The following is a 25,589-nucleotide window of genomic DNA, read 5'->3' as shown; positions in this document are numbered from 1 at the left end:
GAGAGTGGCATGAATGGGAAAGTTGGTAAACAGGGTTTCAAAGAAAATTGGATTGGCACCAGGCTCCTTGGTTCACATTGGTGAAGAAAGAACTGAGAAACCAAAGATAACCATAATAGATTACGACAAGGATACTTATCAGGAAAAAGTAGTTGAAAGTGTAGAGGAATGTTTTCCTTTTAAGGATCATCCAACTGTTTCGTGGATAAACGTTGATGGCATCCATCAGGTGGATATCATTGAAAAGCTGGGCACTCACTTTGGCCTGCATCCACTTGTTATGGAGGATATCGTCCATACAAGCCAGAGACCAAGGATGGAAGATTACGATTCCTACATATATGTCGTCCTTAAAATGCTCTGGTTTGCAGATGGTGATACAGATGTGAAGACCGAGCAGGTAAGCATTATACTTGGTCAGAATTATGTTATGTCCTTCCAGGAGGTCGAGGGCGATACTTTTAAGTTCGTAAGAGAACGACTTCGAAATACCAAAGGCAGAATACGCACCATGGGTTCTGACTACTTGGCCTACACAATTCTTGATTCCATAGTTGACAATTACTTCATAATAATTGAAAGATTTGGAGAAGTAATTGAGGAACTGGAAGAGGAACTGATAGAGAACCCATCCCCTGAAATCCTCCAACGTATTCATGACCTCAAGAAAGAGATGATATACCTTCGCAAGTCCGTATGGCCACTTCGTGAAGTGATCAGCGGTCTTGAAAGAACGGAATCATCCCTGTTTCAGAATTCGACCTTCGCGTTCCTTAGAGATGTTTACGACCACACGATACAGGTGGCAGATGCGATTGAAACATATCGGGATGTACTCTCGGGAATACTGGACGTATACCTTTCAAGTGTAAGCAATAAGATGAATGAAGTAATGAAGACACTTACTATTATAGCAACTATCTTTATACCGCTTACCTTCGTCGCCGGTATGTACGGAATGAATTTTACCAATATGCCTGAGCTTGGATGGAAATGGGGATATCCTGCCGTATGGACCATCAATATATTGATATTCTTAGCTATGTACATGTACTTCCGTAAAAAGAACTGGTTATAATCAGAAAAAGGATGCAGATATAAAATGTTCGATACATACCATCCACCATTCACTGTGGAAGTTGAAGATACTGTAATTACAGTTGAAAAACAAGGAAACAACCTGATCTATAGACGTATGTTCGAGGGAGAAGAGGAAACAGAACTCGTGTTGCTTAATAATGACGGTGACATCCTCATAAATCCTATTGAACCTGTTAATCTGCCAAACAAACTCACATCGTCCCTGCTTATAGATTTTAAACGTCCCGCCCTGATACGTCCAGGTGACAGGAAAAAAATATACCTGACTTTCCCCGTGGAGATCGGAGTATTCGTTTCAGATAAGGCGGGAAACTATGAAGTTATTGATATTTTTACATTTTCCAGGGTCAAATTCACACTTTATGGAAGCCACAATGCTGGACTCATCTGCCGGCACTGGGAAAGTGATGTATTCACCAAGATGCCGGAAACAAATGTACTTCATGAAGGCTACATAGAACTTGAGATAATCAATGATTCCAACCATCTGATGGAGGTAACAAAAGCCGTATTCAATGCCTATGGAATGAAAATCTACTATGGCAAAAAGAGAATTGTTATGAATGCTTCCATGAGAATCATAAATAAACTCCTGGCTGAAACTGATTTCAGTACAAATCCAACGACCTCAAGATTCAAAAGGTCAATGGAGCTTTATACCTCACGCAAGCTCATGATCAGCGGAACCAAAGGAATTATGGAGTTCGGGCTATGAGCAACAGCACTATTTCGCAGCACATCTCCGTGCCGTATGATCCTTTCCTGCAGGTTATCACAGTCATAGCCATACTTTTTTTTGCCATTGTGATAGGGAAGGGTATAACAATATACCTGCAAAGGACACTTAAAGACAAGATGGACAAAGAGCACCTCAATATTCTGCTCAAGATCATCTACTACGGAATAATAGTTATTTCAATAGTAGGATTCATTTTTCCTTTACTCGACATTGATACTTCCGGCCTGCTTGTTGCCGGTGGTGTTGTGGGTATAGTCATCGGTTTTGCCAGTCAGAGCATAATGGGTAACTTTATATCCGGCATTTTTTTGATGATCGAACGTCCTATAAAGATAGGAGATCAGGTAAACATCGATAACAAGTTAGGGTATGTTGAAGATATAAAAATAATATCAACTATAATCCGCACATTTGACGGACTCTATGTAAGATTGCCTAATGAGACTGTTTTTACCACCAGCATCACAAACTATGTTGCAAACCTTGCAAGAAGATTCGAATACGTTGTAGGTATCCGCTACAATGACGATGCCGATGAAGCTATAGAGATAATCAAGAATCTCATTGAACAGGAACCTTATGCACTGGTCCACCCTTCCCCGAGCGTATTTGTAGATACCCTTGGAGATAACGCAGTCAACATATCAGTGAGAATATGGGCTCCTGCAACTGAATGGTATGATCTGAGAACAAAACTGCTCTGGATAATTAAAAAGACACTCGAGGAGAATGGAATAGAGATAGCCTTCCCACAGAGAACTGTCTGGTTTGCCAGCGATCTTAATACAAGGAATATCCGCACGAACTACGTGGAAAATGGAATGGGTACCGATATCAACCCGGGAATGGATGAAACATGAAAGCCGTATGCGTTTGTTTTGAGGTACATCTGCCCTTGCCCCTTCGCTGGTACTGGCCACGGGAAGGGTATAGTGAAGCCCATATTGAAAAATACTTTGACATGGAAAAGGCATTCCATAATTTCACAAAGCTTGCAGATAATGTGGAAACACTTAACGACACTCTGTCAGAATCCATAGAAAATGGAGGAAAATATACCCTTGACGTGTCCGGTGTTTTCCTTGAACAATGCAAATGGGCACCTGAAATAATTGATGGTTTCAGGAAACTGAACCCGGAAAAAGTATCTTTTGCCGCTTCACCGTATTATCACTCAGTAAGTTCAATGTTCCCTGATATGAAAGAATTCAGGGAACAGGTCGAAATGGACATAAAAACGATAAAGGAGCTTTTTGGCAGGGAAACAAAGACATTCGTGAACACCGAACTTCTTTTTGAACGAAGGGCAACAAAAATCCTCAAAGAGCTGGGATTCAACTGCTTCATATCAGAAGGTTCCCACAACATCATGAACGGCTACGACCCCACACATGTTTACAGCAATCATGTACCCACACTCCTTCGGCACATAAACCTGAGTGAAGATCTGGAAATCAAATTCTCTGATATGTCATGGCCCGGATATCCACTGATAGCCGACAAGTTCGCATCATGGATAGCAAACATGGATGGTGATGTGATAACCCTGTACATAAAATATGATGCCATCAACACTCACCTGAAGAAAAATAATGAAATACTTAAGTTCCTGAAGGATATCCCCTTGTGTCTTAAAAAACATGGGATAAAAATGCTTTTGCCTGAAGAAGCTGTGGATATGTTCAAAATGACCGAGTTGCCATCCCTCGATTCAAAAACAACAGCACGCTATGGCATGCATAACCTTCTGGGAAACCATGCGCAACACCTCTTCATGCATGAGCTTGTAGACATAGGAGAACAGCTCAAAACTGTGAAGGATCTGGAAAAGAAAAAGGAGCTGCTCAGGATATACCGCTATCTTCAACAAAGCGAGATATTCCTGGAGATGAACTCGGAAGAAAGACGCCTTGGGTATGAAAGAGCAGTGAACGATCTATCGATACTTTCGGATATCGAACGTGCAGTACTGGAGGCAGGAGAATGAATTCTATTTGCCCTTTCTTTCAAGTTCACCAACCATACAGGCTCAGATGGTTCTGGCCTGATAGTAAACAGGGTTTTGACAGGTATTTTGATAAAGCTGTGAACAAGGAGATATTCCATAAGGTTGCAGGTAAATGTTATCTTCCTGCAAACAAGACCTTGCTTGAACTTGTGGATGAGACTGACGGTTATTTCAGGGCTAGCATGTCTGTTACAGGCACCCTGCTTGAGCAGTGTCAGGAGTGGGGAGAGGATGTGCTCGATTCTTTCCGATATCTTGCAGAAACTGGTTGCGTGGAATTTTTGGATGAGACATGTTACCATTCTCTTGCTTCACTTTTTGAATCAAAGGAAGAGTTCGTTGATGAGGTGAAAGAACACCGTGACCTCATGTCTGAATTGCTTGGTGTCACCCCACGCATATTCAGGAATACCGAAATGCTGTACAATAACAGTGTGGCCCATTTTGCGAAGGAAATGGGTTACCATGCAATATTAACAGAGGGTATTGAACGTATTATGGATGGCAGGTCTCCTGACCATGTATACAAAGCAAAAGGTGCTGACATATCGGTTCTGCTTCGTAATTATAAATTAAGTGATGATATAGGATATCGTTTTTCATCCAGATGGTGGGAAGAATATCCGCTTACTGCCACTAAATGGGCAGACTGGGTATCCCGGAAAAGCGGGGAAACCATGAACATATTCATGGATTACGAGACATTCGGTGAGCATCAGTGGAAAGATACAGGGATCTTTGATTTTCTCAAGGCACTGCCTGGTGAGGTGAGGGACAGAGGAATGCGTTTCCTTACACCATCGCAGACAATTGATGCCTACAAACCTGCCGGTGAGATAGATGTTGGTGATTTCTCCACCATATCATGGGCAGATGTAGAACGAGACACCAGTGCATGGCTTGGAAATGACATGCAAAGACGCTGTTTCGAAGAAATGAAATTACTTGAGAAATACGTTAAAAGGACAGAGGATGCAGAACTAATTAAAATATGGAAACACCTGCTGACATCAGACCATTATTATTACATGAGTACAAAATGGCTTGGAGACGGGGATGTACATTCATATTTCAGCATACATGACAGTCCATATGATGCAGCGGTTAACTTCATGGCAGCACTGATGGATTTTAAGTCGCATGTGTTCAGAATACTGACAGAAACAGAATAATAATAATATATTGCATGAGGCCATATTATTTATCGGGAGTGTTGTGCATGGTAAGAGATCTTTACATGTTCTCTAAGATTGATAAAGAAGCAGAAGTAGTCTGGTTCAAAGTCACATACGAGAACACAGTGCATTCTGAAGCGGACATAACATCTTTTTTTGCAGATAATGAACTTGACATCAGATTTGCATATCTTGATAGCTCGGAAGACCCGACCAAAGGCAAGTACGTTATGTTCACTGAAGTTGAAAAGGGCATGGATATCAAAAGTATTGCAGATGAACTTGGAAAAATGGATGTCGTACTTAACCTGGACTGGGGATTTTCAAAGAACAGAGCCGTTCAAACGGTGGAATTCCCCCTGCATCTACTGGGAGAAAGAGCTATTATAATCAGGGCAAAGACCTTTGTGAATATCCTCAATATTATCAATGAAAACGTGCCACAGTCAGAAGGACTACTAACTATAATAGGACTCAAGAGCGGAGCAGGCGTTGTTAAATATCTCAGAGATATGATCGATGTGAACGACAGCAACTTCCTCGACCTGTTAAATGAACTCCTTATGGCCGCAGGATGGGGTACTCTTGACTACGAAATGAATACCGTGGATAAGAAAGGAACTTTAAGGATCAGTGACTCGTTCATTGCTGATGACTACAAAGAAAGTGACGTTCCTACATGCGGATATATCAGCGGTTTTCTTGCCGGGTACATTTCTGAATCATTAAATACAACAGTTCAGGTTCGCGAAACAATATGTAAAAGCATGGGCAGTGGTTTCTGTGAACATCAGGTATCACCTGCCCCAAAAGACGTTAAGATAGAACATTTACTCAGGGGAGAATCGTATTGATTCGACAACCCAATGCAATTCTCGGCAATGACAGGTTACTTGTAACTGTCGGGAAAAAAGGCGAGATATTCGGATATTATTTTCCAGGGAGGGATTTCGCTCAACATGTCGAAGAGTCACAGGCCTGCCTACATAATGGAAAGGATCTCATATGGTCAAATGCCCGTGAATGGGTAGCAGAGCAGAAATACATAGAGAATACAAATATAGTAAGCACTGAGCTTGTCCATCAATCGGGCCTTGTAATGCACATCACAGATTTTGTTCATCCTACCCTACCGGTGCTTGTGCGTAAATACAAGATCAGTTCTAAGAAAAAATTCAGCGGGAAGTTCTTCTATTACTCAAACCTCCAGGTTGGAGAAATGAACAAAAAGAACTCAGCATTCTGCGATTATGATTCCGGTCTGCTGGGGCAGTACTGGAAGAATTACTATGTTGGGATAACTTCCAGCCCTATGTTCGAAGAGTGGCAGATTGGAAAAGCCATGGACACCATCTGGTGGACAAATGCCAAATACGATATGGAAGACGGAGAGCTCCAGAGAAATCATGAAGATATAGGTAATCTGAACTGTTCTATCGGATGGAAACTGGATATTGATGATTCAAAGCCTGCTGAGTTCACAGTATTCATTGGTGCAGCTTCAAGGAGACCGGCACTTTACAAGCGGATGCGAGAAGTGCAGAATGAAACTGTTGAGAACATGTACAATGAGACACAGGAGAAATCGATCAAATGGCTATCAAAGAAAAAACTTCTTGAAATACCTGAATATCCTGGTTTTGAAACATTCAGGCAGGACCTGTTCAAAGCTTTTAACCGCTCATTGCTTGCATTAAGTATACTCAATGACTCCAGCAAAGGTTCGTTTGTGGCTGCCCCGGAATTCGATCATGAATTTGAAAAGAGTGGGGGTTATGGATATTGCTGGAACAGGGACAGCGCAGAGATCGTCACTTCACTACTGGAAGCAGGATATCCTGAATATTGTGCTCGTTTCTTCAAGTGGTGCAAAAATACCCAGCTTCAGGATGGTTCATGGTTCCAGCGTTACTGGCTCGACGGGAACACCGCACCTTCATGGGGAAATTTCAGTTTCTCAACCCAGATCGACGAAACAGGTTCCACCATCTTCGCAATTGATACTTATTACCGTACGCTAGAACAACCTATTAAAGCGGAGTTTTTGGACAGTGTGTGGGCAACCGTGCTGTCCGCTGCAGAATACCTTATGAGAAGAACTGCCGAGGGTCTTCATGAACCCTGCATCTGCCTATGGGAGACTTATTCCGGAATATTCACTTACACTAATGCCGCCATATATGCAGGGCTGTTGGGAGCAGCAAACATGGCGATGGATTACAATGAGAAAGGACTTGCAGACAGGTGGATAGAGAGAGCTGAGTTTATCAAGAGTACCACCATCGACAAATTGTGGCTTGATGAAGGTTATTTTGCCCGCGGAATACTCCACGGAAAAGTCGACACAGCTATTGATGCAAGTATAATCGGCACCTTCGTTCCTTTTAATATGCTATCAGCAAGCGACGAAAAAGAAAAAGAGATGATAGAGTCCATAATAAAGAATATTGAGAAACAGCTCAGGGTGCCTGTAAATGATCATTTTGGGATCAAGAGATATGTGGACGATAAGTATATCGATGGCAATCCCTGGATAGTCACAACCCTGTGGCTGTCAAAGGCATTACTTGAGATGGCAATTGTCATTGATGATAAGGACAATGAAAAAGAAGAACTAAAAACATTGACCAATGATGCCTTAAAGTATATCAAATGGTCACTGAAAGGTGCTACGGGAGCAGGAATGCTTCCAGAACAGGTCAACAAATATACAGGTAGACCTGCATGGGCAATACCTCTTAGCTGGAGTTGTGCATTGATGCTTGACAACATTCTCCTGCTTGACAAACTCCAGAAGAAACTGTCTAATAAGAGTATCTGAAACTACCTGCTGCAAGTGACGCCACTATGAACTACGCAGACTATATAACAGGAACAGGCAAGGAATGGATTATTAGCAATGGCCTTGGAGGATATGCTTCCTCCACAATTATCGGGGCGAACACACGTAAATACCACGGTCTGCTGGTAGCCTCAATGAACCCTCCTGTTGATAGGAAACTACTGCTTTCATCCCTTGATGAGGAATTGATCATTGGAGATAATATCCATAAACTTGCAGTCCATAAATATCAGGACGTTGTTTATCCCCACGGCAACGAATATCTTGAAAACTTCATTTCGAACCCTCACCCTGCTTTTCTGTATAGTGTAGCCGGGATGAAGATTAAAAAACAAATTATGATGATACATGGTGAAAACACCACTGTCGTAAAGTATGAAATTAACAATCCTTCAGGCGAACATGGAATTTTCAGGATACTGCCACTTGTAAATAACAGGTCTATTCACCATATGACCAATGCAAAAGGACTTTCCTTCAGACAAGAAACATTCTCAGGAGGAACTATACTTACCTGCGGAGATTCTTCATTCCAGATATGCTCTGACCTGCCTTACGAAGCTGATGAACATTGGTACTACAATTTTGAATACGAAGTGGAACTTTCAAGAGGATATCCTCACATTGAAGATAACTTTAATCCGGGATACTTCGACCTGGAAATAAATGACACTGATATTTCCTGTTTCATCCTGGCATCGACTAAGATGGATAAAGACTGGGATATGGAAAAAGTACTGGAACTTTTCAAGAATGAAGAAAAACGAAAAGAAGAGCTTGTAAAGAAAACCATAAAAGAGGATGTTTTCTTACGAAAACTCACTATTGCAGGTGACTCTTTCGTAGTTGAACGAAGATCAACAGGATCAAGATCAATTATTGCCGGTTATCACTGGTTCGCAGACTGGGGAAGGGATACAATGATATCACTTTCGGGCCTTACGCTTGCAACTGGAAGATTTAGTGACGCAAGATCCATACTTTCTACTTTTGCAGCTCACTGTAAAGATGGGCTTATACCCAATCTGTTCCCGGAAAATGCATCTGAATCACCTGTATACAACACTGTGGACGCATCCCTGTGGTTTGTCCATGCCGTTGGGAGATACCTGGATTATATTGATGATATTGACTTTGCGGAAAGAATGTGGCCTACCATCGAAAGTATACTGAATCACTATCAATCTGGAACTGCCTATGATATCAAAATGGATGATGACGGCCTGATAGAACATGCAGGACAGCTTACCTGGATGGATGCAAAGATAGGAAACTGGGAAGTTACACCAAGAAATGGAAAAGCGTGTGAGATTAATGCTCTCTGGTACAATGCACTGATGTATGCAATAAAAATAGGAAAACGACTTGGAATCGACGTTTCTGCTTATAATGAAATTGCAGCACTCACAAAAAAAAGTTTTAGAGAAAAATTCTGGAACGATGAAAATAATTGCCTTTATGACTGCATTTCAGATTTAGGGAACATCACAGAAAAGGATGCCTCCGTTAGGCCAAACCAGATACTAGCAGTATCTCTCCCTCATACGATGCTTTCACATGAAATGGAAAAAGGTATTGTTGACGTGACCACGGAAGAATTGCTGACACCTTATGGACTAAGGACACTGTCACCACATGATATCAGGTATTCAGGCCTTTACAGAGGGAATCCTGAAGACAGGGATGCTGTCTATCACAACGGTACTGTATGGCCCTGGCTACTTGGTCCTTATGTAACGGCTTATGCAAAAGTGTACAAGAATATGCCTGATCTGAAAGACAAGCTTGTGGGATTTTTGCATTCGATAGAAAAACACATGGATGAAGCATGTGTCGATACGATATCAGAGGTATTTGACGGTGATATGCCACACGAACCCGGTGGGTGTGTATCACAGGCATGGAGTGTGGCGGAAATAATACGTTGCTATGCCGAAAATATTTTGCAGAGACATTAAGATATTCATTCGCAATCTTTATGAAAGTTCAATTCGTTTTTATTATCGGGTTTTTGGGTTTATTTATTGATAGAAGTAAGTGGAAAAACAGAATCATTGAGAATTGCAATGTTCTCATGGGAGAGTCTTCATTCTGCAAAAATCGGCGGGCTGGCTCCTCATGTAACCGAGTTATCAGATAATCTGGTTAAAATAGAATATAGCTGGGACAACATTGCCAGAAACACGGTTCATGTTTACAATTGAATTACATGAAGTGATAAAATGGAAGAAATGTGTTTAAACATTGGTGAAGCGGCAGGTTGTATTTACAGGTTGCTCGATAGTGGGGAATCGAATATGGCAAACTTGAAGAATCATCTCAAAGAAAATGGTTTTGATTCGCAGGTAGCTTTTATGGCCATAGGATGGCTAGCAAGAGAAGACAAGATCTGCATGACCAAGAACGGAAATTCCTGGTCTTTAAGTTTAAAGTGAAACTGGCAATCTTTTTTCCGGGCATACATATATTAGTACCTACCACTGATGCTGATGTACAATATGAAAGGTCAGCAATAGATGCAATTGTTTAATTTTTTAAGAGTAAATTAATATATAGTGCAATTTTAACATTCAAATGCTTTGTAAAAATGCAAAAGAAACAGAACTATGGGGATGATAAATATGAAGAATCGAAAAATTTTGAATTTATCTGTTATATCAATAATATTTATGATTATACTTTCAAGCACAGCCATGGCTGCAAACAACAGCACTGGAAATCGTATATGGGATGCAGATGAAAACCTCTCTCTTGAATATACTTGGACAGCAATGAGTTATTCAGGATTCTATTTTGACCTTGATTCTGGAGAAGGATCTGAAACACTCACCATAAAACTGGACAGTAACAATGACAGAAGTGTAGGTGATGGAGACCTAGAATACATAACAACCCCCATAGATACTGATTTTGAGCAGGGTGACTGGGGTTCCTATCAGGTGATTGGATTTATGGCAGAGAGATATTTTGCCGGTTACACCGATGACACAGAATTTGCGAAAGATAGGGTAAGTCTGATATCTGACGGAAAACTCACAAAAGTCCTGCTTGATGATGACGAAGAAATCTCTCTTTTTTCAGGGTCTTCACTGATACTTGAAGAAGGATATGAATTGAATATAGTAGAAGTTGATATGAATGGGAACAGTGTCCTTGTAACCCTGGAAAAAGACGGTGAGGAGCTGGACACGGATATTGTGTCTTCGGATGATGATTATGTATATGAGACTGACCTTGGAACTGACGACGATGTACCAATAATAGCAGTCCATTTCAACAATATCTTCCAGGGAACCGAAACAAATGCAGTGTTTGTTGAAGGAACATTCCAGATATCAGAGGACTACGTAGATGTTGAATCCGGTGATGAGTTCGGAAAGATGGAGATCCAGGCTCTTGGCTCAGATATGATCACAATGGAAAATACAGATTCCATCAGTCTTGGAAGAGGCGACACGATCAGTATTATGGGTAAATTGAAGTTCCTGGTTGCGGATGACAACACACTGAGGTTCGGACCGATGGTGGACATGTCAGAACCAGGCACATATGAACTCAGGGGTACAGTTGCGGAAAATGAAGAGTTCGAATGGACACCGCTGAACTTCGAAGGATTCTATTACAATATTGATGAAGGTGTGGGAACCGAATCCCTTGAGATAAAGGATCTTGGCGGCAGAAGCATCGATGATGGAGACCTTGTTTACAGAAGTGTACCATTGGATGTCAGCTTTGAATATGATGACTGGGGAGAGTTCCAGGTTGTCGGTTTCCTTGCAGAGAAATACTTTGCCGGATACCCGGACAATGAATTTACAGATGATGTAAGCCTGCTTTCCGACGGTAAACTCTCAAAGGTGCTTATTGACGATGACAGTAAGACGTCCCTTTACTCAGGTTCATCACTGATACTGGAAGACGGGTATGAGCTATACATAGTTGAAGTCGATCTTGACGGCAGCAGTGTAATGGTAAATCTTGCACAAAATGGAGATGATATTGACACGGGAATTGTTTCCTCTGATGACGATTACGTCTACGAGAAAGATATTGGAACAACCGATGATGTACCAGTTATAGTTGTTCATTTTGATGAGATATTCAGAGGAACCGAAACAAATGCCATATTTGTTGAAGGTATTTTCCAGATATCAGAGGACATGGTTGAAATAGCAGACAACGAAAAGTTCGGAGAGATGGAAGTTACCAGCTTCTCATCAGATGAGATAGTCCTAGAAAATGAAGACTCGATATCACTTACAAGAGGAAATGTTATCGAGATCATGGGAAATATCGCATTTAATGTTGCAGATTCCGGTGATGTCCGTTACTATCCATTTGTAGAAGTATCCACACTACCATCCGAATCACTTTCCATAGAATTGCCTGCTGTAATTGAGCAGGATACAGAAATAGAGATTGAAGTTACTTCAAGGGGCGCAGCCGTTAATAACGCCGTTGTAATGTTCGGTAATGAGGAAATCGGACAGACATCGACTGGCGGAATGATATCCTACTCCCCGGAAACTGTAGGCTTCTTCACCGTTGCTGCTGAAAAGGAAGGATTTGTGTCTGCAAGTAAAAAAGTCGAAGTAATATCACCTGAGGATGCAAGCAGGAAACTGGTTATAGAAGTACCTCCAGAAACAGTCGTTGAGCAAAATACAGTAACTATCTCAGTGATCACGGCTATAGGCGGTGACCCTGTTGAAGATGTACAGATCTACTACGACAATAAGCTCATAGGCAGCACAGATTCTGATGGCATGCTTACATACACTGTAAAGGAAACAGGAATGCATAAGCTGACCTCTTCATCAGATGAGTACCTTGAGGCTGAACTAAACCTTGAGGTTCTTGAATTGACAGCAAAGTTCTCATACTCCAATTTGCAGGTCACACCTCTTCTGGTGAAGACCGGAGAAGAGGCCACAGTTACAGTTGATGTTATGAACACAGGCACCACAGCAGGTGATACTGATGTGAATCTGCTCATTAACGGAACCGTTGCAGACTCGAAGAGTATATCATTGGATAAAGGAGAAGAGACCAGTGTTACTTTCAGTGTTTCACAGGAAGAAGCAGGTACCTATGAAATACAGGTTGGCAGCTCTACAACAATCCTGGAAGTTGAAAAGAGCTCCATTCCGGCACCAGGTATCATCGCATCAGTAATGGCAATGCTGGGTGTTGCTCTGCTGATACGCAGGAATGAAAGAAAGAACTGAAAATAAACTTGAATCAAAAAGTACCTGCTTTTTCTGCAGGTACATATTCTTTTTTATCAATTATTGATTTCATTTACTTTTTGATATAGACTATTGTACCCGATAGTTATCACATTGATACTACTAGCAGTTTACTCCATGATACTTATTGGAGAGTTAGCCTCAGAATTTGCAAGGAAAAAACGCTAATCGATTATTCTCGACACACAGAAGATTGGTGGCGGAACGGGAGAAGCACTGGGCACAGCTTATAGACTGGCTGATGGCAGAATAGTGTATGTCCCAAATGATGGAAATTCAACAGATGCCTGAAAACGAAGTAAAAGAAATGAACAGGACTCTTATCATTCCTTTTTTAGAATAGAGATTCCGTGGGCATCAAGTGGAACTTTTACGATCTTTTTTGAGCCTGAATGTTCTACAAACAACTGAGGATTTCGATAAACTACCATCAATACTCATACAATTCAATAAAATTTAAATAATAGCAAAGCAAATTTACTATTATGGATTCTTTTACTGATTTTGCCTTAAATGAAGAATATAAGCGTCTCCAATCTGTCGGAGATAAGCTTGCTGAAATTGAATATTTAGTAGATTGGAAGCCTTTTCGCCCTATTCTGGAGTCAATGTACATAAACAGAACAGCTTCAGGCGGACGGCCTGAAGCTGATGTTATTGTAATGTTCAAGATGCTTGTTCTGCAACAATGGCATGGTCTTTCTGATGCTGAGCTTGAAAAGCAGTGTATTGACAGGATATCCTTTAGGAAATTCCTGGGATTTCCTGAATATGTACCAGACAGTACAACTGTCTGGTCATTCAGGAAGAGAATTATCGACAATGGTAAAGAAAAAGCGGTGTGGGATGAAATGCAGAATCAGCTTGATGCTCTTGGTTTGAAGATTAAAAAAGGAATGATCCAGGATGCAACTTTTATTCACTCAGATCCAGGACATGCAAAAGCAGATGTACTCAGAGGAAAAGATGCGAAAACAAGAAGAAGCAAAGATGGAACCTGGACTAAGAAAAATGGTAAATCTCACTTTGGATACAAACTTCATACAATTATTGATAAGGATTATGAACTAATCAGAAGATTTGAGACAACAACTGCATCACTTCACGATTCACAGGTTGATCTGTCTGAAAAGGGTGAAGTGGTGTATAGAGATAAAGGATATTTTGGAGCAATAGCAAAAGGTTTTGCAGCAACAATGCAACGAGCTGTAAGAGGACATCCTTTAGGAATAATGGATATCCTCAGAAATGAAAGAATAAGTGTGAAAAGAGTCCCTTGCGAAAGAGTGTATGCAGTGACAAAAGAAATATTTAAAACCAGAAAGGTTCTTGTTACAACTGTAGAAAGAGTGAATGCAAAAATGTTGATGACAGCTTTTTGTTTTAATCTGCATCAATTGAGGACACTAAAAACCAAAGGAGTAATTTAGGATAGCGGGAGCTATACTAAAAATAAGGATTAATGAAGAGAAATTAAACAAAATGATAAAAAATGAGAGGATATAATTGAGTTTGAATACTTTAATGATCTAAAATGAGGGAATATCGAAATCCTCAACTCTTTTTCCAGGTCAAGAAGATCGATCATTCTCTGACCAACATTGTTGATGTTTCCATCTACGACAATGTAATCTTCCCGTGGTTCAGAGTCCAGGTTTAGAGCTACTAGTATCTCAGTTGTATCAAGTATTCGTGAATATGCAAGAGTGCATTTACCACTACATGGAAGAGTAAAAGTAGTTCCATTACCCGATGTTTCTCTGAAATACTGCCTGCCGTAGCGCAGTGCAGACTCCGCTTTTCTGGTCTTGGCAACTTCCGAGATGCCAGCATAGATAGGATGCCAGTTATCAAAGAAATGATATCCTGTTGTGCCAAATGCTCCCCATTTACCTCCAAACATGCACTCCCTTACACAAGCATCGTCGTCACCACCACCACTAAAACCCTGTTCGGTTCCATAATAAATGCATGGAATGCCCTGGCTAGTGAGGAGATAAGACATTGCAAGAACTGCCTGTCGATGGAAATTATTTCCATGCATAAAGCGCCTATAGGGCCTACTCATCTGGTCATGATTATCTACAAATGTCACAAAATATCTGCCTGCTTCACCATGGTCCGTATAGAGGTTTTTGAAAGCCTCATACCTGTTCCGAAGAATACCCGGATCACTAAAGCCTTTAATAACTTCTTCAAGCACGAAATAAAGAGGAAAATCCAGTGCTGCATCCAGGGAAGGAAAACGCTCGTTAGTCCCGGGTATACGACTGTTTCGTCCTATGTAATTCTGTATTGTGGAATCATCCCCCACTATCTCACCGAAGATGAAGAAATTATGTTTGCCGATGGATTTGGCATATTCTTTTATTGAATTACAGAAAATAGCTGTTGAACTGGATTCCAGATGTTTCACCGTATCAATTCTGAATCCGTCAACATCTGTCTTTTTTATCCAGTATTTATAGACCTTTATAAGAGTATCAAGAACCTCAGGCTTACGAACATCAAGTTCTTTCAGCGTGAAGAAATCACCATTTATAGCCTGATCATGATTGTTCCAATCCTGTATCTGACCTCTTCTTTTGTAGCATTCCGGGTCCTGTAATTCCCGCGGCCATACAGCATCATTCTCACCCAAAAAAGACTTTGTATCTGCTTTTTGTCCGGAATATCTCCAGTACCCGAACTTGAAGGGATCTGGAGCATCTTGCCAGTAATAATACGGATGATCTTCAGGATACGCCCAGTTATCGCCTGTGTGATTTATTATGATATCCAGAATTACATACATATCGCGACAATGGGCCTCTTTTACAAGCTCCTGAAGATCTGCCATGCTTCCAAATCTCTCGTCAACCCTGAGAAAATCCTGTATACCATAACCATGGTAACTATCATCCATTTCCTGCCGGTTTCGGAATATAGGACTGAGCCATATAGCATTGGCACCCAGACCTTTGATGTAATCCAATCGTCTGCTAATACCTTTTATGTTGCCTCCCCGGAATACCTTGCCTTGAGTAATATCAAGTTCCTGGGACTTTATAGATGAATCATATAGCTCATTACCATCCTCATTATTGTCAAATCGGTCTACAAGTAAAAAATAAATGAAAACGTCCCTCCAGTCAACAGGAGATGGAAAAACATTATCATCTGGTGTAAACTCTATATCGTTAGCTGATCGAATTGCATTATTCCCCATTATATCCCCATGAATTATTCGCTTATGAGCCATATAAGAGTTTTCACCACGAATTTAAAGTCAGAATGTTTGCTTTATACTCACCCATTTCTGCCTTCACATACCTAAATGATAAATTCACCTTTTTAGTTGAATTTTGAATACTTGGTTATTTCCCGATCCTATTTTCGGCCAAAGTAGAAGACCCCTATCCCTGCCCAGAATAACATGAGAAACGAGGTCAGAATAAGCATCGGCATCGGGCCAAAATAGAATATCAGAGGTACAGAGGCAGCTGTAAATATCCCGCCGCCCACGATGGGTTCAAATAACAGTTGTTTATAACCAAATCCCTCAAGGGCAGGAGAACTTGATGCAGGATCAGCGATTCTCATGAGCAACAGGCCGCTGGCTGTCATTCCCATGGACTGACCGAAATTACCTATACTCCTTTCGAACCAGTATGAAGGCATCATTTTTGGTCCAAGGTATAAGAACGCTATCAAGTTCCATCCAATTCCAACTGTGGCAAGTATGAGGAAAGGTATCAGATTATTTCCAATAACCGTCAGTGACAGTGTGGCTATTGCACTGGTTATCAGAATGTCAAGAGATAATCCCTGTATTCTCATCATAAGATCTCTGTCCAGAGTATGGTACGAGTCAAACTTATCAAGGAAAATCTGCAGTACGATGCCCCCTATCATCGCCAGAGGAAAAAGAGGTACATGGGCAAGCAAATATATTCCCGTTGCCTGGCCCCATGTGATGGCCTCTATCCATATTAGTGCCTGAAGAATCAAATACCCGATTCCAATAGCAACGCCCACATAGGCAAAATGAAGTGAAAGAGGTTCAATAGATTCTGGTCTTGTGGTTATCTTCCCTGCAGATTCCCTTGAGTCAAAATCGATGATACCTTTCTGATAGGTTTCATTAAGGGATATATGGGATTGGTCTTTCAACACACTTGTTTTTCCTGACCTTACACCATAGTTCAAAAGTACGATTCCAAGAATGACACCAAAGAGGATGCCCATAGTTGCAAGGCCAAGTGCAAGGTCTGTTGCATCTGAAAATCCAAGTTCTTCAAAAGTTGCGGCCATCCCGGCTGCTGTGCCATGTCCGCCTTCAAATGATATTTCTATAAGGGCACCTGCCATCGGGTCCATTCCAAAAAAAGGACTCAGTATCAGCATCGCAGCCAATATGCCAAACACATACTGACCCCATGCTATGGTCTGTCCGTGGGCAATTTGTGGTCCTGCCAAGAGCCATATATCTTTGATAGCAGGTAGTTTTTTTCCAAGAAAAAGCGTTGCAAATATGATATTTATGAAAATCCCGGGCAAAGTGGTCCACGCATCAAGCATCTCTTCTGGAAATATCCCTCCTGAGAGGAATGTACCGCTATCTCCGATCCATGAAATCAAATAACCCAGGACCTCAGGTCCAAGAAATAAAGCCAGGAATCCCCCGATAAGAGAACTGGGTATGAAGAGCTTTTGGATGGGATGTGACATAACCCTTATCCATTTCCCAAGAAGCAGGATGACACCAAGTACAAGAAAGCTCATTCCAATCATTGCAGCCGACATTTAGATAAACTCCACTTACCTTTTCAAGATCTGAATAAAAGGCAACGACTTATTTTTGTCTGGAACGATATATACGCTTTTGCTTTAATGCCAATCATTTCTTAGCAGTGCTGAAACCTATAAAATAATATGGCGTGCAGTGACGCATAATAGAAGTATACAATCCTGCAAAAGCAATAATAGCAAGCACCCAGCTCCAGATGCCCGGACCTACAAGATCCAGTGCCAGAACAGTTATTGCTATCGACCCGAAAAGTGCTCTGAACATGAGGTCCAAGCCCCCAACGTTCTCCTGAAGGAATAGTTCTTTTATATCCATATTTTCACTCCCGTTATTGATCAGAACAGAAATAATTGCAAGTTTGTGTTTAGTAGACACTGAAAAATATGAAAGAACTTACAGATAAAGGAATCTGATGAATTGTATAGTTCCTATACCGTTGCTCCCTGCAAGGCCTGTCTGGGATGTGTAAAGACAAATGTCTGCGTAATAAAAGACGAGGGTATTGCCCTGGCAGAAAAAGCCAAAGAAGCAGATGCTCTTATTATTGCAGGTTTTACACCATATTCCACCCTTGACTCACGTACAAAAGCATTAATGGAAAGGCTCTACCCACTTCGCCACTTACATGGATTCATGAAGGGAAAAACAGGCGGAGCCATGGTCACATGTGCAGTTCCGAAGGACTCTTTTATGTTGCCACCTGCATGTGATAACGGCCTCAATGCTATCTCATATTACATGATGGAGGAAGGGATGGAGTCAATAGGTTCTGTTAGGGTCCTTGGCAATAACCCCTGCGTGAGATGCAAATTTGCAGACGAATGCGATATGAGCGGCATCAAGATGATGTTCGGTCCGGATGCGACTAAAGCGTCCGCAGGAATAAATAGATTTGAAGAACAGCCTGAAGCTGTCGCTGCTGCAAAAGAACTGGGTCAGAAAATTGCAGAATACCTGAAGTCAAAAGAATAAATTAGAAACGGCTTCAGCATATATTTTTATGTAAAAAGTAAGTGACAAAAGAAATAGTATATAAATGTTCATGAGGAATTATGAGTATGAATCTAGATGAACACGCCATAAAAAAACAGAAACTTATCAAACAAATGAATGAAGCAGGCAAAAAACGAAACCCTTCGGAAGACCATGCAGTTGCTTTGAAAACCCTTCAAAACCCTACACGCAGGAAAATAATCGAATTTATGAAGGATGGTCAAAAAAGTCTTGAGCAAATAAAAGACACATATCATCTAAATGATATGCAGGCAAGATTTAATCTCGATATGCTGGAAGATTCATTCTACATTGCTAAGACCGATTCACCTGATAAGATCATCTATGAGCTAACGATCAGAGGGGAGGCATTCTTAGAGAATGTTAGAACTGGTGGAAAATAAACAAGTAAAAAAACTGTTGATCAAAATTCTGGATTTTCAATCAGCAAGTGAGTGCAATAAAATGCTGAAAATCCATTTCTCGATCATAACTACTTAATTTTCAAACATATTTTATTTATGGTTATAAATTATAATAGTATATACCATTTGGTTTGCATTAGCTCAATTCACTTCTGGAATAAGTAAAGAATACATCTCACTGATACTTTCCATTACTTTGAAACCTTTGCCTGTTATCATATAATCGCCCCTCTCGTGTTGCTGGATTATCATTCCGGTATCTGAGAGCTTCTGCAGGTGGAACAAAAGGTTTCCTCCACGAAGACCTGTAAGCTTGGAAAGGAAAGAAAAGCTCATTGACTGAGCAGAGACTGCTTTTAATATTTCAAACCTCTTGGGGTGGCAGAGAGGGTCAAGCACATCGTAGATCACTGATTGTGAGGGAATCTGGGATATGTCCTGTTTACTGTCATTCTTTGTATCATATATCCTCAAGGATTGCATAAGATTTGCTTGTTTTTCAAAAAGGTCTGATACTTCTGAGAAACAGACATCACATTTTTTGTAAGGCATACCTTCCCTTAAAGTTTTGAGTTCAATGCGTTTGTTATCAATAAGATCACTATCTACCGAAGGCTCCTTGATGAGTGAGGCATTTTTCTTTAGCAGATTTGTGAAAACAGGCCTGCATTGATCAAGGCGGTCACATTTTTTGACCATGTTCTTTGAAAGCCCAATCTCTGTATCGGCAATAAGGTGTTTTTCCAGGACATTGGAATAATCACTTCTGACAAAGGCCAGAATAGATTCAAGGTGCTGCCTATTGGAATCTTCGATAAATGTCCTGATATCCCTGTGAATTTCATCGAGCTTTACTTTGACATCGTCAATCTCAGAATCGGATTTTTCACTCATGACAGAGAATTTATGTGCATGCTTTATAATGGTTTCTAATAAGACTTTAATGGTCATGGGAGTTACTCAAGCGTAGTGAGTATAGTGCAGTGCCTATTCAGTATACATCAATAACTAACCATTGTTCTATGTGGTTCAATGTCTTCAAAGGACATTCAACCATAAAAACGACATAAAGGAGTTTAAAAATATGAGTGTAAAAGAAGAAATCCATTCCCAGATCGTTGGCGTACTCGCAAATGCAACATTCCCTATAAACACACCTGAAGATCTGCTTGCAGCATTCCCTGCTGGTGCAGATACCACATGTAAATCAGGAGATGTTGAAGTAACTGTAGGTGAGGCAGGAAAACTTCTTACGGCAGAAGACTTCCCAATAGAAATGCAAAGCAGGTAGCGGACATTATTGTGGACATCTGTGAAAGCAGGCTTTCATTGCTCAATGTCGTCACATTTCTAGATCATGTTTTTTGAAAAACCAATCTCTGTATTGGCAATAAGACTTTTTTTCAGGATATTGGAATAATGATGGAGCCTCAGACGGACTACTGACAACATCAATTCAAAATCACAAACACTCTGATAGAATGCTTTTATCACGGCTAAAATAAGAAAACAATAGCTAAATAACAAAATAATACTTCTTAAAAATGTACTTGTAAAAAGATAAGTACACCAGCCGGGATTCGAACCCGGGTTCGAGCGTTGGCAACGCCCGGTGATAACCGCTACACTACTGGTGTGCTTCGCTTAGATGCCCAGACCCGGACTCGAACCGGGGACAACTGCCTCTTCAGGGCAGCGCTCTCCCAAACTGAGCTACCTGGGCATAATGACCCGAAGCATCTAAATGCTGCTTTTAGATTTAAACTTAACTGTTTGTGGTGGGCCCGCGGAGAGTCGAACTCCGGACCTCCGCCATGTCAAGGCGACGTCATAACCAGCTAGACCACGAGCCCATTGAACAGTTAGCGAATATCTGTAAACGCCTTACAGCTTAACAACACTTAGTGCTATTACCGCATGCCTTGGCGCTTGTCAGCACCTCTCATAATGCATAATAGCTAATAAACCTTTTGGGTAAACAGATGCAACATGGTCATTTCCATATAAAGAACAGAGATTCCAATAATTCTCAGAGACTATTCACTCCCTAATTGCAGACTCATCTGCAAAGAAAGGACAAAATAGATGGCTTACTTTTTACTATAATCTAATGCCACAAGCCGCACATAAAAATACAGCACACGTCTGCCCAATGTCTCCCCATCAACAAGTAGTTGACTGATGGACTAACGGTCCAGACTAATAACGGCAACAAATTCCTTGCGCAAGTTCTTGCAGTAATACATGAAATAATCATTTAAGCTATGAGATTAATCATCCGAAAGACCTATCGCAATACACAATTCTTTATGGATCTTGATATATCCCACGAATATTTCACTCGTTGTAAAAAGTGTCAGGCGTAGCACTGGCATCAGAAATAGTTCGTGTTGAACCATCAGGATAAATAATTGTCAGGACACCCACAATTCTACCCAATTCATGCGAGTCATGCAAGTAGAATTCATCATTTTTTCTGGATACGTTAGTTGCTAAGATGACAGCTTTGTCCTTACCGATCTCAAGCACTTCCATGTCCCCAAAATCAAAGAAAAGATCATCAATAGCAGGCCCAAGGTTGTGTGCCCCCAGCAGGAAAATATACGTGCTGGAAAACATATCAAGACTATAAGAGATCGAAATAACCGAATCTGTTCCTTGAAATTCCATGGAGACCTGATTGAACCTTATGTACTCCTCACCATTTGAAATTATATTATTGCTGGCTGAGAATGACAAAACAGAAATGATCAGCGCAAAGACCAGAAAGACAGTCAGCTTCATTTTACCATATCCACGATTAAGAAATGCATAGTTTCTTATATTCTGATGTCACTTTAATCATATTAACTTTACTCACAAGTTAAATATAATAAATTTGAGTTACATAATTATAAAAACCGTCAAGTATATATTTTGTACGTACAACTGTGAACAAACCACAAACCTTGTGAGAAGACTATGGAAAAAGAGATTACCACTTCTAGCGAAGAGATAGAATTATACGCGGACAATTTCGAAACCACAGACTCCATAGATGTTCCCGAGCTTTTGATAGATCAGATTATCGGACAGGAACATGCTGTGGAAGTGGTGAAAAAAGCGGCAAGCCAGAGACGCCATGTCATGATGATAGGCAGCCCAGGTACAGGGAAATCCTTACTTGCGAAAGCAATGGCTGAACTTCTTCCAAAGGAAGAGTTACAGGACATAATGGCGTATCCTAACCCGGAGGATAATAATAATCCAAAGATACGTTCAGTTCCTGCCGGCAAGGGCAGGGAAATTGTTATGGCCCATAAACTGGAAGCCCAGAAAAAGGCCCAGTCACGCAATATGTTGATGATGATATTGGTTTTTGGTATCATAATATATTCATTTTATGTAGGCCAGCTCTTGTGGGGTATCATAGCTGCAATTATGATATTGCTCCTGACACGTCAGTTCATGCCTAAAGAGGAAATGATGATTCCGAAACTGATAGTTTCAAACTACCAGAAGGAGCACGCACCTTTCCTTGATGCAACAGGCACCCACGCAGGTGCACTTCTTGGTGATGTCAGGCATGATCCGTTCCAGTCAGGCGGACTTGAGACCCCGGCACATGACAGAGTAGAGAGCGGTGACATTCACAAATCACACAAAGGTGTACTCTTCATAGATGAGATCAACACTTTAAACCTTGAATCTCAGCAGAGCATGCTCACAGCACTTCAGGAAAGGGAATATCCAATCACCGGGCAATCAGAAAGGAGTTCCGGTGCACTGGTTAAGACAGAGCCTGTGCCTTGTGACTTCATTATGGTAGCTGCAGGTAACCTTGATGCGATGGAAAAGATGCATCCTGCACTCAGATCCCGTATAAAGGGTTATGGATACGAGCTGTTCATGAGGGATTCTATGGAGGATACCCCTGAAAATCGTAAGAGTCTGGTTAGATTCGTAGCGCAGGAAATTTTGAGAGACGGACACCTTCCACCATTTGACAAAGAAGCTGTGGACGAGGTCATCCGTGAAGCCCAGAGAAGAGCAGGAAGAAAAGGGCACCTCACACTGAAACTTCGTGACCTTGGTGGTCTGGTGAGAGTTGCAGGTGATATTGCACATTCCGAAGATGCAGCAATAACCACTGCAAAACATGTGCTTGCAGCAAAGAAGATGGCAAGGTCCATAGAACAGCAACTTGCTGACAATTATCTTGAACGTAAGAATGATTACCAGCTGTTCAAGAAAATGGGTAGTGCTGTTGGAAGAGTTAACGGTCTTGCAGTAATGGGAGGAGATTCAGGTATCGTTTTGCCTATCATGGCAGGAGTGACTCCATCACTTTCCAACTCAGAAGGCAAAGTAATTGCCACCGGTATGCTTAAGGATATAGCAAAGGAAGCGGTTCAAAACGTATCTGCTGTTATCAAGAACGTTACAGGTAAGGGCATACCCAACCATGACATCCACATCCAGTTCATCGGAACGTATGAAGGTGTAGAAGGAGACAGTGCGTCCATATCTATAGCGACTGCAGTTATATCTGCTCTTGAAAATATCCCTATCGACCAATCTGTAGCAATGACAGGTTCATTGTCCGTAAGAGGGGATGTACTTCCAATCGGAGGAGCAACCTATAAGATAGAAGCTGCAGCCAGAGCAGGAATAAAGAAAGTAATTATTCCAAAATCCAATGAGGCTGATGTGCTGATAGAAGAAGCATATAAAGATAAGATAAAAATAGTTCCGGTAACTAATATTATTGAAGTTATTGAACATAGTCTTGTTGACGGGCCTGATAAAGACAAGATCGTTGAGAAGCTAAAGAGCCTTAGCAGCCTCAAAACCAGCGCAGAAATGCCAGATATAGTCCCTGCATAAACAGGGACCTTTTATTTATTAATTTATTTATTAAACTTGTATTTTATTTATACAAGGAGGAGTAAAATGATGCATAGCGTAGACTTTTTTGATACCAGGATCATAGAAGGGACAACCACTTCCATTGTGCTTGATAACGATAAGATAGAACAGATATCTGTCAATTTTACAAAAGGTGCGGCAGTACGTGCCTTGAAAGGAGGTTCCTGGGGATTCACATCCGCTGATGGGGATTTCGATATTGAAAAAGCAATACGTTCAGCGTCTGAACTTGCTGCGAGCATGGATGAGAAATCATCTAAAGAAAAAGTTCATATCAAGGAAATAGCAAACCCCGTTGTTACCAACCTCCCTAAAGTAAAAAAGAATCCACTTGACGTTTCCCTTGAAGAAAAGGTACAAAACCTGACGGAATTCGGCAAGCATGCAAAAATGGATGGTATTAGCAGCACCAGTGCAGTGTACAGTGAATCATCCTATAAAATAATGTATACGGACTCCACAGGAATAGAAGGAGAATATGACGTTATACGAACTGGTTTTGCCATAAGCGCCGTAGCATCGAAGAACGGGATATATCAGGCAGGAAGAGAGAGCCGTTTTGGTGTTACGGGTTATGAGATATTCGACAAATATAACGCAGCTGAACTTGCAGAAGCAGCAGCAAAAAGTGCTTTACAGTTACTGGATGCAAAACCCGCCAAAGGAGGGAATATGCCAGTTATCCTTGACCCGGAACTTGCAGGTGTTTTTGCCCATGAGGCAGTAGGGCATGCGTCTGAAGCAGATCTTGTACTTGAAGGAAGTTCTGTTCTGGAAAACCGCATAGGAGAGAATATTGCATCTCCCCTCGTTACAATTATTGATGACCCCACATTACATGAATACGGTTATTTCCCCTTTGACGATGAAGGCTCACAGTCTGAAAAAACAACCCTTATAGAGAATGGTACGCTTAAATCATACCTGCATTCAAGGGAAACTGCAGCCAAACTTGGAGGAACACCCGGACACTGTCGTGCACAGGGACATTCCAGGCCAATTATCCGTATGAGCAATACTTATATCGATAATGGGAATTCAGAGTTTGAAGAAATGCTTGAGGAAATGGGTAACGGAATGTACCTCATCGGTTCAGGAGGAGGACAGGTCAACACCGGTGAAGGTGTTTTCCAGTTCAATGCTGAAAAAGGATACCTTGTTGAAGACGGAAAACTCACAACACTCATAAGGGACGTTTCACTTTCCGGAAAGATCCTTGAAATATTGAATAATGTGAAAATGGTTGGTAATGATCTGAAAATGAATTCAGGAAGATGTGGGAAAGGTGGTCAGCTTGTGCCTGTTACCGATGGATCTCCACATCTGATGATATCCAAGGCAATGGTTGGAGGTGCATGAT

The 25,589-nt window shown here is 41.1% G+C and carries 22 protein-coding genes, 3 tRNA genes and 1 pseudogene; 18 read left to right on the top strand and 8 right to left on the bottom strand.

The window, feature by feature from the left end; all coding sequences use genetic code 11:
* Window positions 1–13 precede the first annotated feature (13 nt).
* The 13 genes and pseudogenes from corA to WN948_RS13410 all read left to right on the top strand — a co-directional run bounded on the left by corA (window position 14) and on the right by WN948_RS13410 (window position 14,544).
* Window positions 14–1,078: a magnesium/cobalt transporter CorA gene (corA, locus tag WN948_RS13470; RefSeq protein WP_342304698.1), complete on the top strand. Its 1,065-nt coding sequence runs from the start codon at window positions 14–16 to the stop codon at window positions 1,076–1,078.
* Window positions 1,079–1,102: 24 nt separating this feature from the next.
* Window positions 1,103–1,816 (top strand): DUF432 domain-containing protein, encoded by a 714-nt coding sequence (locus WN948_RS13465; protein WP_342304697.1) that lies wholly within the window; start codon window positions 1,103–1,105, stop codon window positions 1,814–1,816.
* Entirely contained in the window at window positions 1,813–2,700 is an 888-nt protein-coding gene (locus tag WN948_RS13460) for a mechanosensitive ion channel family protein (RefSeq protein WP_342304696.1), read from the top strand. Before WN948_RS13465 ends, WN948_RS13460 begins: the two co-directional genes overlap by 4 nt.
* The gene (locus WN948_RS13455; protein WP_342304695.1) at window positions 2,697–3,827 is read left to right on the top strand and encodes an alpha-amylase; all 1,131 of its coding nucleotides are present in this window, start codon (window positions 2,697–2,699) and stop codon (window positions 3,825–3,827) included. Before WN948_RS13460 ends, WN948_RS13455 begins: the two co-directional genes overlap by 4 nt.
* Window positions 3,824–5,020, top strand: coding sequence for a glycoside hydrolase family 57 protein (locus tag WN948_RS13450; protein ID WP_342304694.1), 1,197 nt, complete (start codon window positions 3,824–3,826; stop codon window positions 5,018–5,020). Before WN948_RS13455 ends, WN948_RS13450 begins: the two co-directional genes overlap by 4 nt.
* 47 nt (window positions 5,021–5,067) lie before the next feature.
* Window positions 5,068–5,877, top strand: coding sequence for a V4R domain-containing protein (locus WN948_RS13445; protein WP_342304693.1), 810 nt, complete (start codon window positions 5,068–5,070; stop codon window positions 5,875–5,877).
* On the top strand, window positions 5,874–7,844 hold the full coding sequence (locus WN948_RS13440) for a glycoside hydrolase family 15 protein (RefSeq protein ID WP_342304692.1): 1,971 nt from the start codon (window positions 5,874–5,876) through the stop codon (window positions 7,842–7,844). Before WN948_RS13445 ends, WN948_RS13440 begins: the two co-directional genes overlap by 4 nt.
* Window positions 7,845–7,870: 26 nt before the next feature.
* Window positions 7,871–9,823 (top strand): amylo-alpha-1,6-glucosidase, encoded by a 1,953-nt coding sequence (locus WN948_RS13435; RefSeq protein ID WP_342304690.1) that lies wholly within the window; start codon window positions 7,871–7,873, stop codon window positions 9,821–9,823.
* 66 nt (window positions 9,824–9,889) lie between these two features.
* A complete protein-coding gene (locus tag WN948_RS13430; protein WP_342304689.1) occupies window positions 9,890–10,069 on the top strand; it encodes a hypothetical protein in 180 nt (59 codons plus the stop codon).
* A gap of 18 nt (window positions 10,070–10,087) precedes the next feature.
* The gene (locus WN948_RS13425; RefSeq protein WP_342304688.1) at window positions 10,088–10,300 is read left to right on the top strand and encodes a winged helix-turn-helix domain-containing protein; all 213 of its coding nucleotides are present in this window, start codon (window positions 10,088–10,090) and stop codon (window positions 10,298–10,300) included.
* 186 nt (window positions 10,301–10,486) lie between these two features.
* Entirely contained in the window at window positions 10,487–13,093 is a 2,607-nt protein-coding gene (locus tag WN948_RS13420; protein WP_342304687.1) for an S-layer protein domain-containing protein, read from the top strand.
* A 213-nt stretch (window positions 13,094–13,306) separates the two neighbouring features.
* Window positions 13,307–13,405, top strand: a pseudogene (locus tag WN948_RS13415) (DUF2149 domain-containing protein); the annotation flags it as partial.
* A 194-nt stretch (window positions 13,406–13,599) separates the two neighbouring features.
* On the top strand, window positions 13,600–14,544 hold the full coding sequence (locus tag WN948_RS13410) for an IS5 family transposase (protein ID WP_342303665.1): 945 nt from the start codon (window positions 13,600–13,602) through the stop codon (window positions 14,542–14,544).
* A 29-nt stretch (window positions 14,545–14,573) separates the two neighbouring features.
* Here WN948_RS13410 and WN948_RS13405 read toward each other — a convergent pair whose 3' ends face one another.
* The 3 genes from WN948_RS13405 to WN948_RS13395 form a co-directional block, all read right to left on the bottom strand.
* Window positions 14,574–16,322, bottom strand: coding sequence for an alpha-amylase family glycosyl hydrolase (locus WN948_RS13405; protein WP_342304686.1), 1,749 nt, complete (start codon window positions 16,320–16,322; stop codon window positions 14,574–14,576).
* A gap of 161 nt (window positions 16,323–16,483) precedes the next feature.
* Window positions 16,484–17,899 (bottom strand): sodium/glutamate symporter, encoded by a 1,416-nt coding sequence (locus WN948_RS13400; protein WP_342304685.1) that lies wholly within the window; start codon window positions 17,897–17,899, stop codon window positions 16,484–16,486.
* Between the two features lie 94 nt (window positions 17,900–17,993).
* Window positions 17,994–18,218, bottom strand: coding sequence for a DUF2892 domain-containing protein (locus WN948_RS13395; RefSeq protein WP_342304683.1), 225 nt, complete (start codon window positions 18,216–18,218; stop codon window positions 17,994–17,996).
* Between the two features lie 102 nt (window positions 18,219–18,320).
* On the opposite strand from WN948_RS13395, the gene WN948_RS13390 reads away from it, so the two are divergent.
* The gene (locus WN948_RS13390) at window positions 18,321–18,875 is read left to right on the top strand and encodes a flavodoxin family protein (RefSeq protein WP_342304682.1); all 555 of its coding nucleotides are present in this window, start codon (window positions 18,321–18,323) and stop codon (window positions 18,873–18,875) included.
* A gap of 80 nt (window positions 18,876–18,955) precedes the next feature.
* Window positions 18,956–19,300: an ArsR family transcriptional regulator gene (locus WN948_RS13385; RefSeq protein ID WP_342304681.1), complete on the top strand. Its 345-nt coding sequence runs from the start codon at window positions 18,956–18,958 to the stop codon at window positions 19,298–19,300.
* A 162-nt stretch (window positions 19,301–19,462) separates the two neighbouring features.
* Here the strand turns inward: WN948_RS13385 and WN948_RS13380 are convergent, their stop codons facing one another.
* Window positions 19,463–20,272, bottom strand: coding sequence for a helix-turn-helix domain-containing protein (locus WN948_RS13380; protein ID WP_342304680.1), 810 nt, complete (start codon window positions 20,270–20,272; stop codon window positions 19,463–19,465).
* Window positions 20,273–20,405: 133 nt separating this feature from the next.
* Here WN948_RS13380 and WN948_RS13375 point away from each other — a divergent pair, with 133 nt between their 5' ends.
* Window positions 20,406–20,612, top strand: coding sequence for an MTH865 family protein (locus WN948_RS13375; RefSeq protein WP_342304679.1), 207 nt, complete (start codon window positions 20,406–20,408; stop codon window positions 20,610–20,612).
* 274 nt (window positions 20,613–20,886) lie between these two features.
* Here WN948_RS13375 and WN948_RS13370 read toward each other — a convergent pair.
* The 4 genes from WN948_RS13370 to WN948_RS13355 all read right to left on the bottom strand — a co-directional run bounded on the left by WN948_RS13370 (window position 20,887) and on the right by WN948_RS13355 (window position 22,105).
* Window positions 20,887–20,958 (bottom strand) — tRNA-Gly (locus WN948_RS13370).
* A 12-nt stretch (window positions 20,959–20,970) separates the two neighbouring features.
* A tRNA-Phe gene (locus WN948_RS13365) sits at window positions 20,971–21,044 on the bottom strand.
* A gap of 53 nt (window positions 21,045–21,097) precedes the next feature.
* A tRNA-Val gene (locus WN948_RS13360) sits at window positions 21,098–21,174 on the bottom strand.
* 484 nt (window positions 21,175–21,658) lie between these two features.
* Window positions 21,659–22,105 carry a hypothetical protein gene (locus WN948_RS13355; RefSeq protein WP_342304678.1) on the bottom strand — a complete coding sequence of 149 codons (447 nt, stop codon included), beginning with the start codon at window positions 22,103–22,105 and terminating at the stop codon, window positions 21,659–21,661.
* Window positions 22,106–22,282: 177 nt separating this feature from the next.
* Between WN948_RS13355 and lonB the strand changes: the two genes are divergently transcribed.
* Window positions 22,283–24,187: an ATP-dependent protease LonB gene (gene lonB / locus WN948_RS13350; RefSeq protein WP_342304677.1), complete on the top strand. Its 1,905-nt coding sequence runs from the start codon at window positions 22,283–22,285 to the stop codon at window positions 24,185–24,187.
* Between the two features lie 69 nt (window positions 24,188–24,256).
* Entirely contained in the window at window positions 24,257–25,588 is a 1,332-nt protein-coding gene (locus WN948_RS13345; protein ID WP_342306487.1) for a TldD/PmbA family protein, read from the top strand.
* Window position 25,589 lies beyond the last annotated feature (1 nt).

Origin of the sequence: Methanolobus sp. ZRKC5 (assembly GCF_038446525.1) — an archaeon.
Lineage (GTDB): Archaea > Halobacteriota > Methanosarcinia > Methanosarcinales > Methanosarcinaceae > Methanolobus.
The sequence above is the reverse complement of the archived record's forward strand: the minus strand, read 5'-3'. Positions and strand labels throughout refer to the sequence as shown.

Excerpts from the sequence above, each read along its gene's own strand:
- WN948_RS13465 (WP_342304697.1), top strand. The coding sequence starts at position 1,103 with ATGTTCGATACATACCATCCACCATTCACTGTGGAAGTTGAAGATACT.
- WN948_RS13455 (WP_342304695.1), top strand. The coding sequence starts at position 2,697 with ATGAAAGCCGTATGCGTTTGTTTTGAGGTACATCTGCCCTTGCCCCTT.
- WN948_RS13435 (WP_342304690.1), top strand. The coding sequence starts at position 7,871 with ATGAACTACGCAGACTATATAACAGGAACAGGCAAGGAATGGATTATT.
- WN948_RS13380 (WP_342304680.1), bottom strand. The coding sequence starts at position 20,272 with ATGACCATTAAAGTCTTATTAGAAACCATTATAAAGCATGCACATAAA.
- corA (WP_342304698.1), top strand. The coding sequence starts at position 14 with ATGGGAAAGTTGGTAAACAGGGTTTCAAAGAAAATTGGATTGGCACCA.
- WN948_RS13405 (WP_342304686.1), bottom strand. The coding sequence starts at position 16,322 with ATGGGGAATAATGCAATTCGATCAGCTAACGATATAGAGTTTACACCA.
- WN948_RS13400 (WP_342304685.1), bottom strand. The coding sequence starts at position 17,899 with ATGTCGGCTGCAATGATTGGAATGAGCTTTCTTGTACTTGGTGTCATC.
- WN948_RS13445 (WP_342304693.1), top strand. The coding sequence starts at position 5,068 with ATGGTAAGAGATCTTTACATGTTCTCTAAGATTGATAAAGAAGCAGAA.
- WN948_RS13425 (WP_342304688.1), top strand. The coding sequence starts at position 10,088 with ATGGAAGAAATGTGTTTAAACATTGGTGAAGCGGCAGGTTGTATTTAC.
- WN948_RS13345 (WP_342306487.1), top strand. The coding sequence starts at position 24,257 with ATGCATAGCGTAGACTTTTTTGATACCAGGATCATAGAAGGGACAACC.
- WN948_RS13355 (WP_342304678.1), bottom strand. The coding sequence starts at position 22,105 with ATGAAGCTGACTGTCTTTCTGGTCTTTGCGCTGATCATTTCTGTTTTG.
- WN948_RS13450 (WP_342304694.1), top strand. The coding sequence starts at position 3,824 with ATGAATTCTATTTGCCCTTTCTTTCAAGTTCACCAACCATACAGGCTC.
- WN948_RS13395 (WP_342304683.1), bottom strand. The coding sequence starts at position 18,218 with ATGGATATAAAAGAACTATTCCTTCAGGAGAACGTTGGGGGCTTGGAC.
- lonB (WP_342304677.1), top strand. The coding sequence starts at position 22,283 with ATGGAAAAAGAGATTACCACTTCTAGCGAAGAGATAGAATTATACGCG.
- WN948_RS13410 (WP_342303665.1), top strand. The coding sequence starts at position 13,600 with ATGGATTCTTTTACTGATTTTGCCTTAAATGAAGAATATAAGCGTCTC.
- WN948_RS13460 (WP_342304696.1), top strand. The coding sequence starts at position 1,813 with ATGAGCAACAGCACTATTTCGCAGCACATCTCCGTGCCGTATGATCCT.
- WN948_RS13375 (WP_342304679.1), top strand. The coding sequence starts at position 20,406 with ATGAGTGTAAAAGAAGAAATCCATTCCCAGATCGTTGGCGTACTCGCA.
- WN948_RS13385 (WP_342304681.1), top strand. The coding sequence starts at position 18,956 with ATGAGTATGAATCTAGATGAACACGCCATAAAAAAACAGAAACTTATC.
- WN948_RS13420 (WP_342304687.1), top strand. The coding sequence starts at position 10,487 with ATGAAGAATCGAAAAATTTTGAATTTATCTGTTATATCAATAATATTT.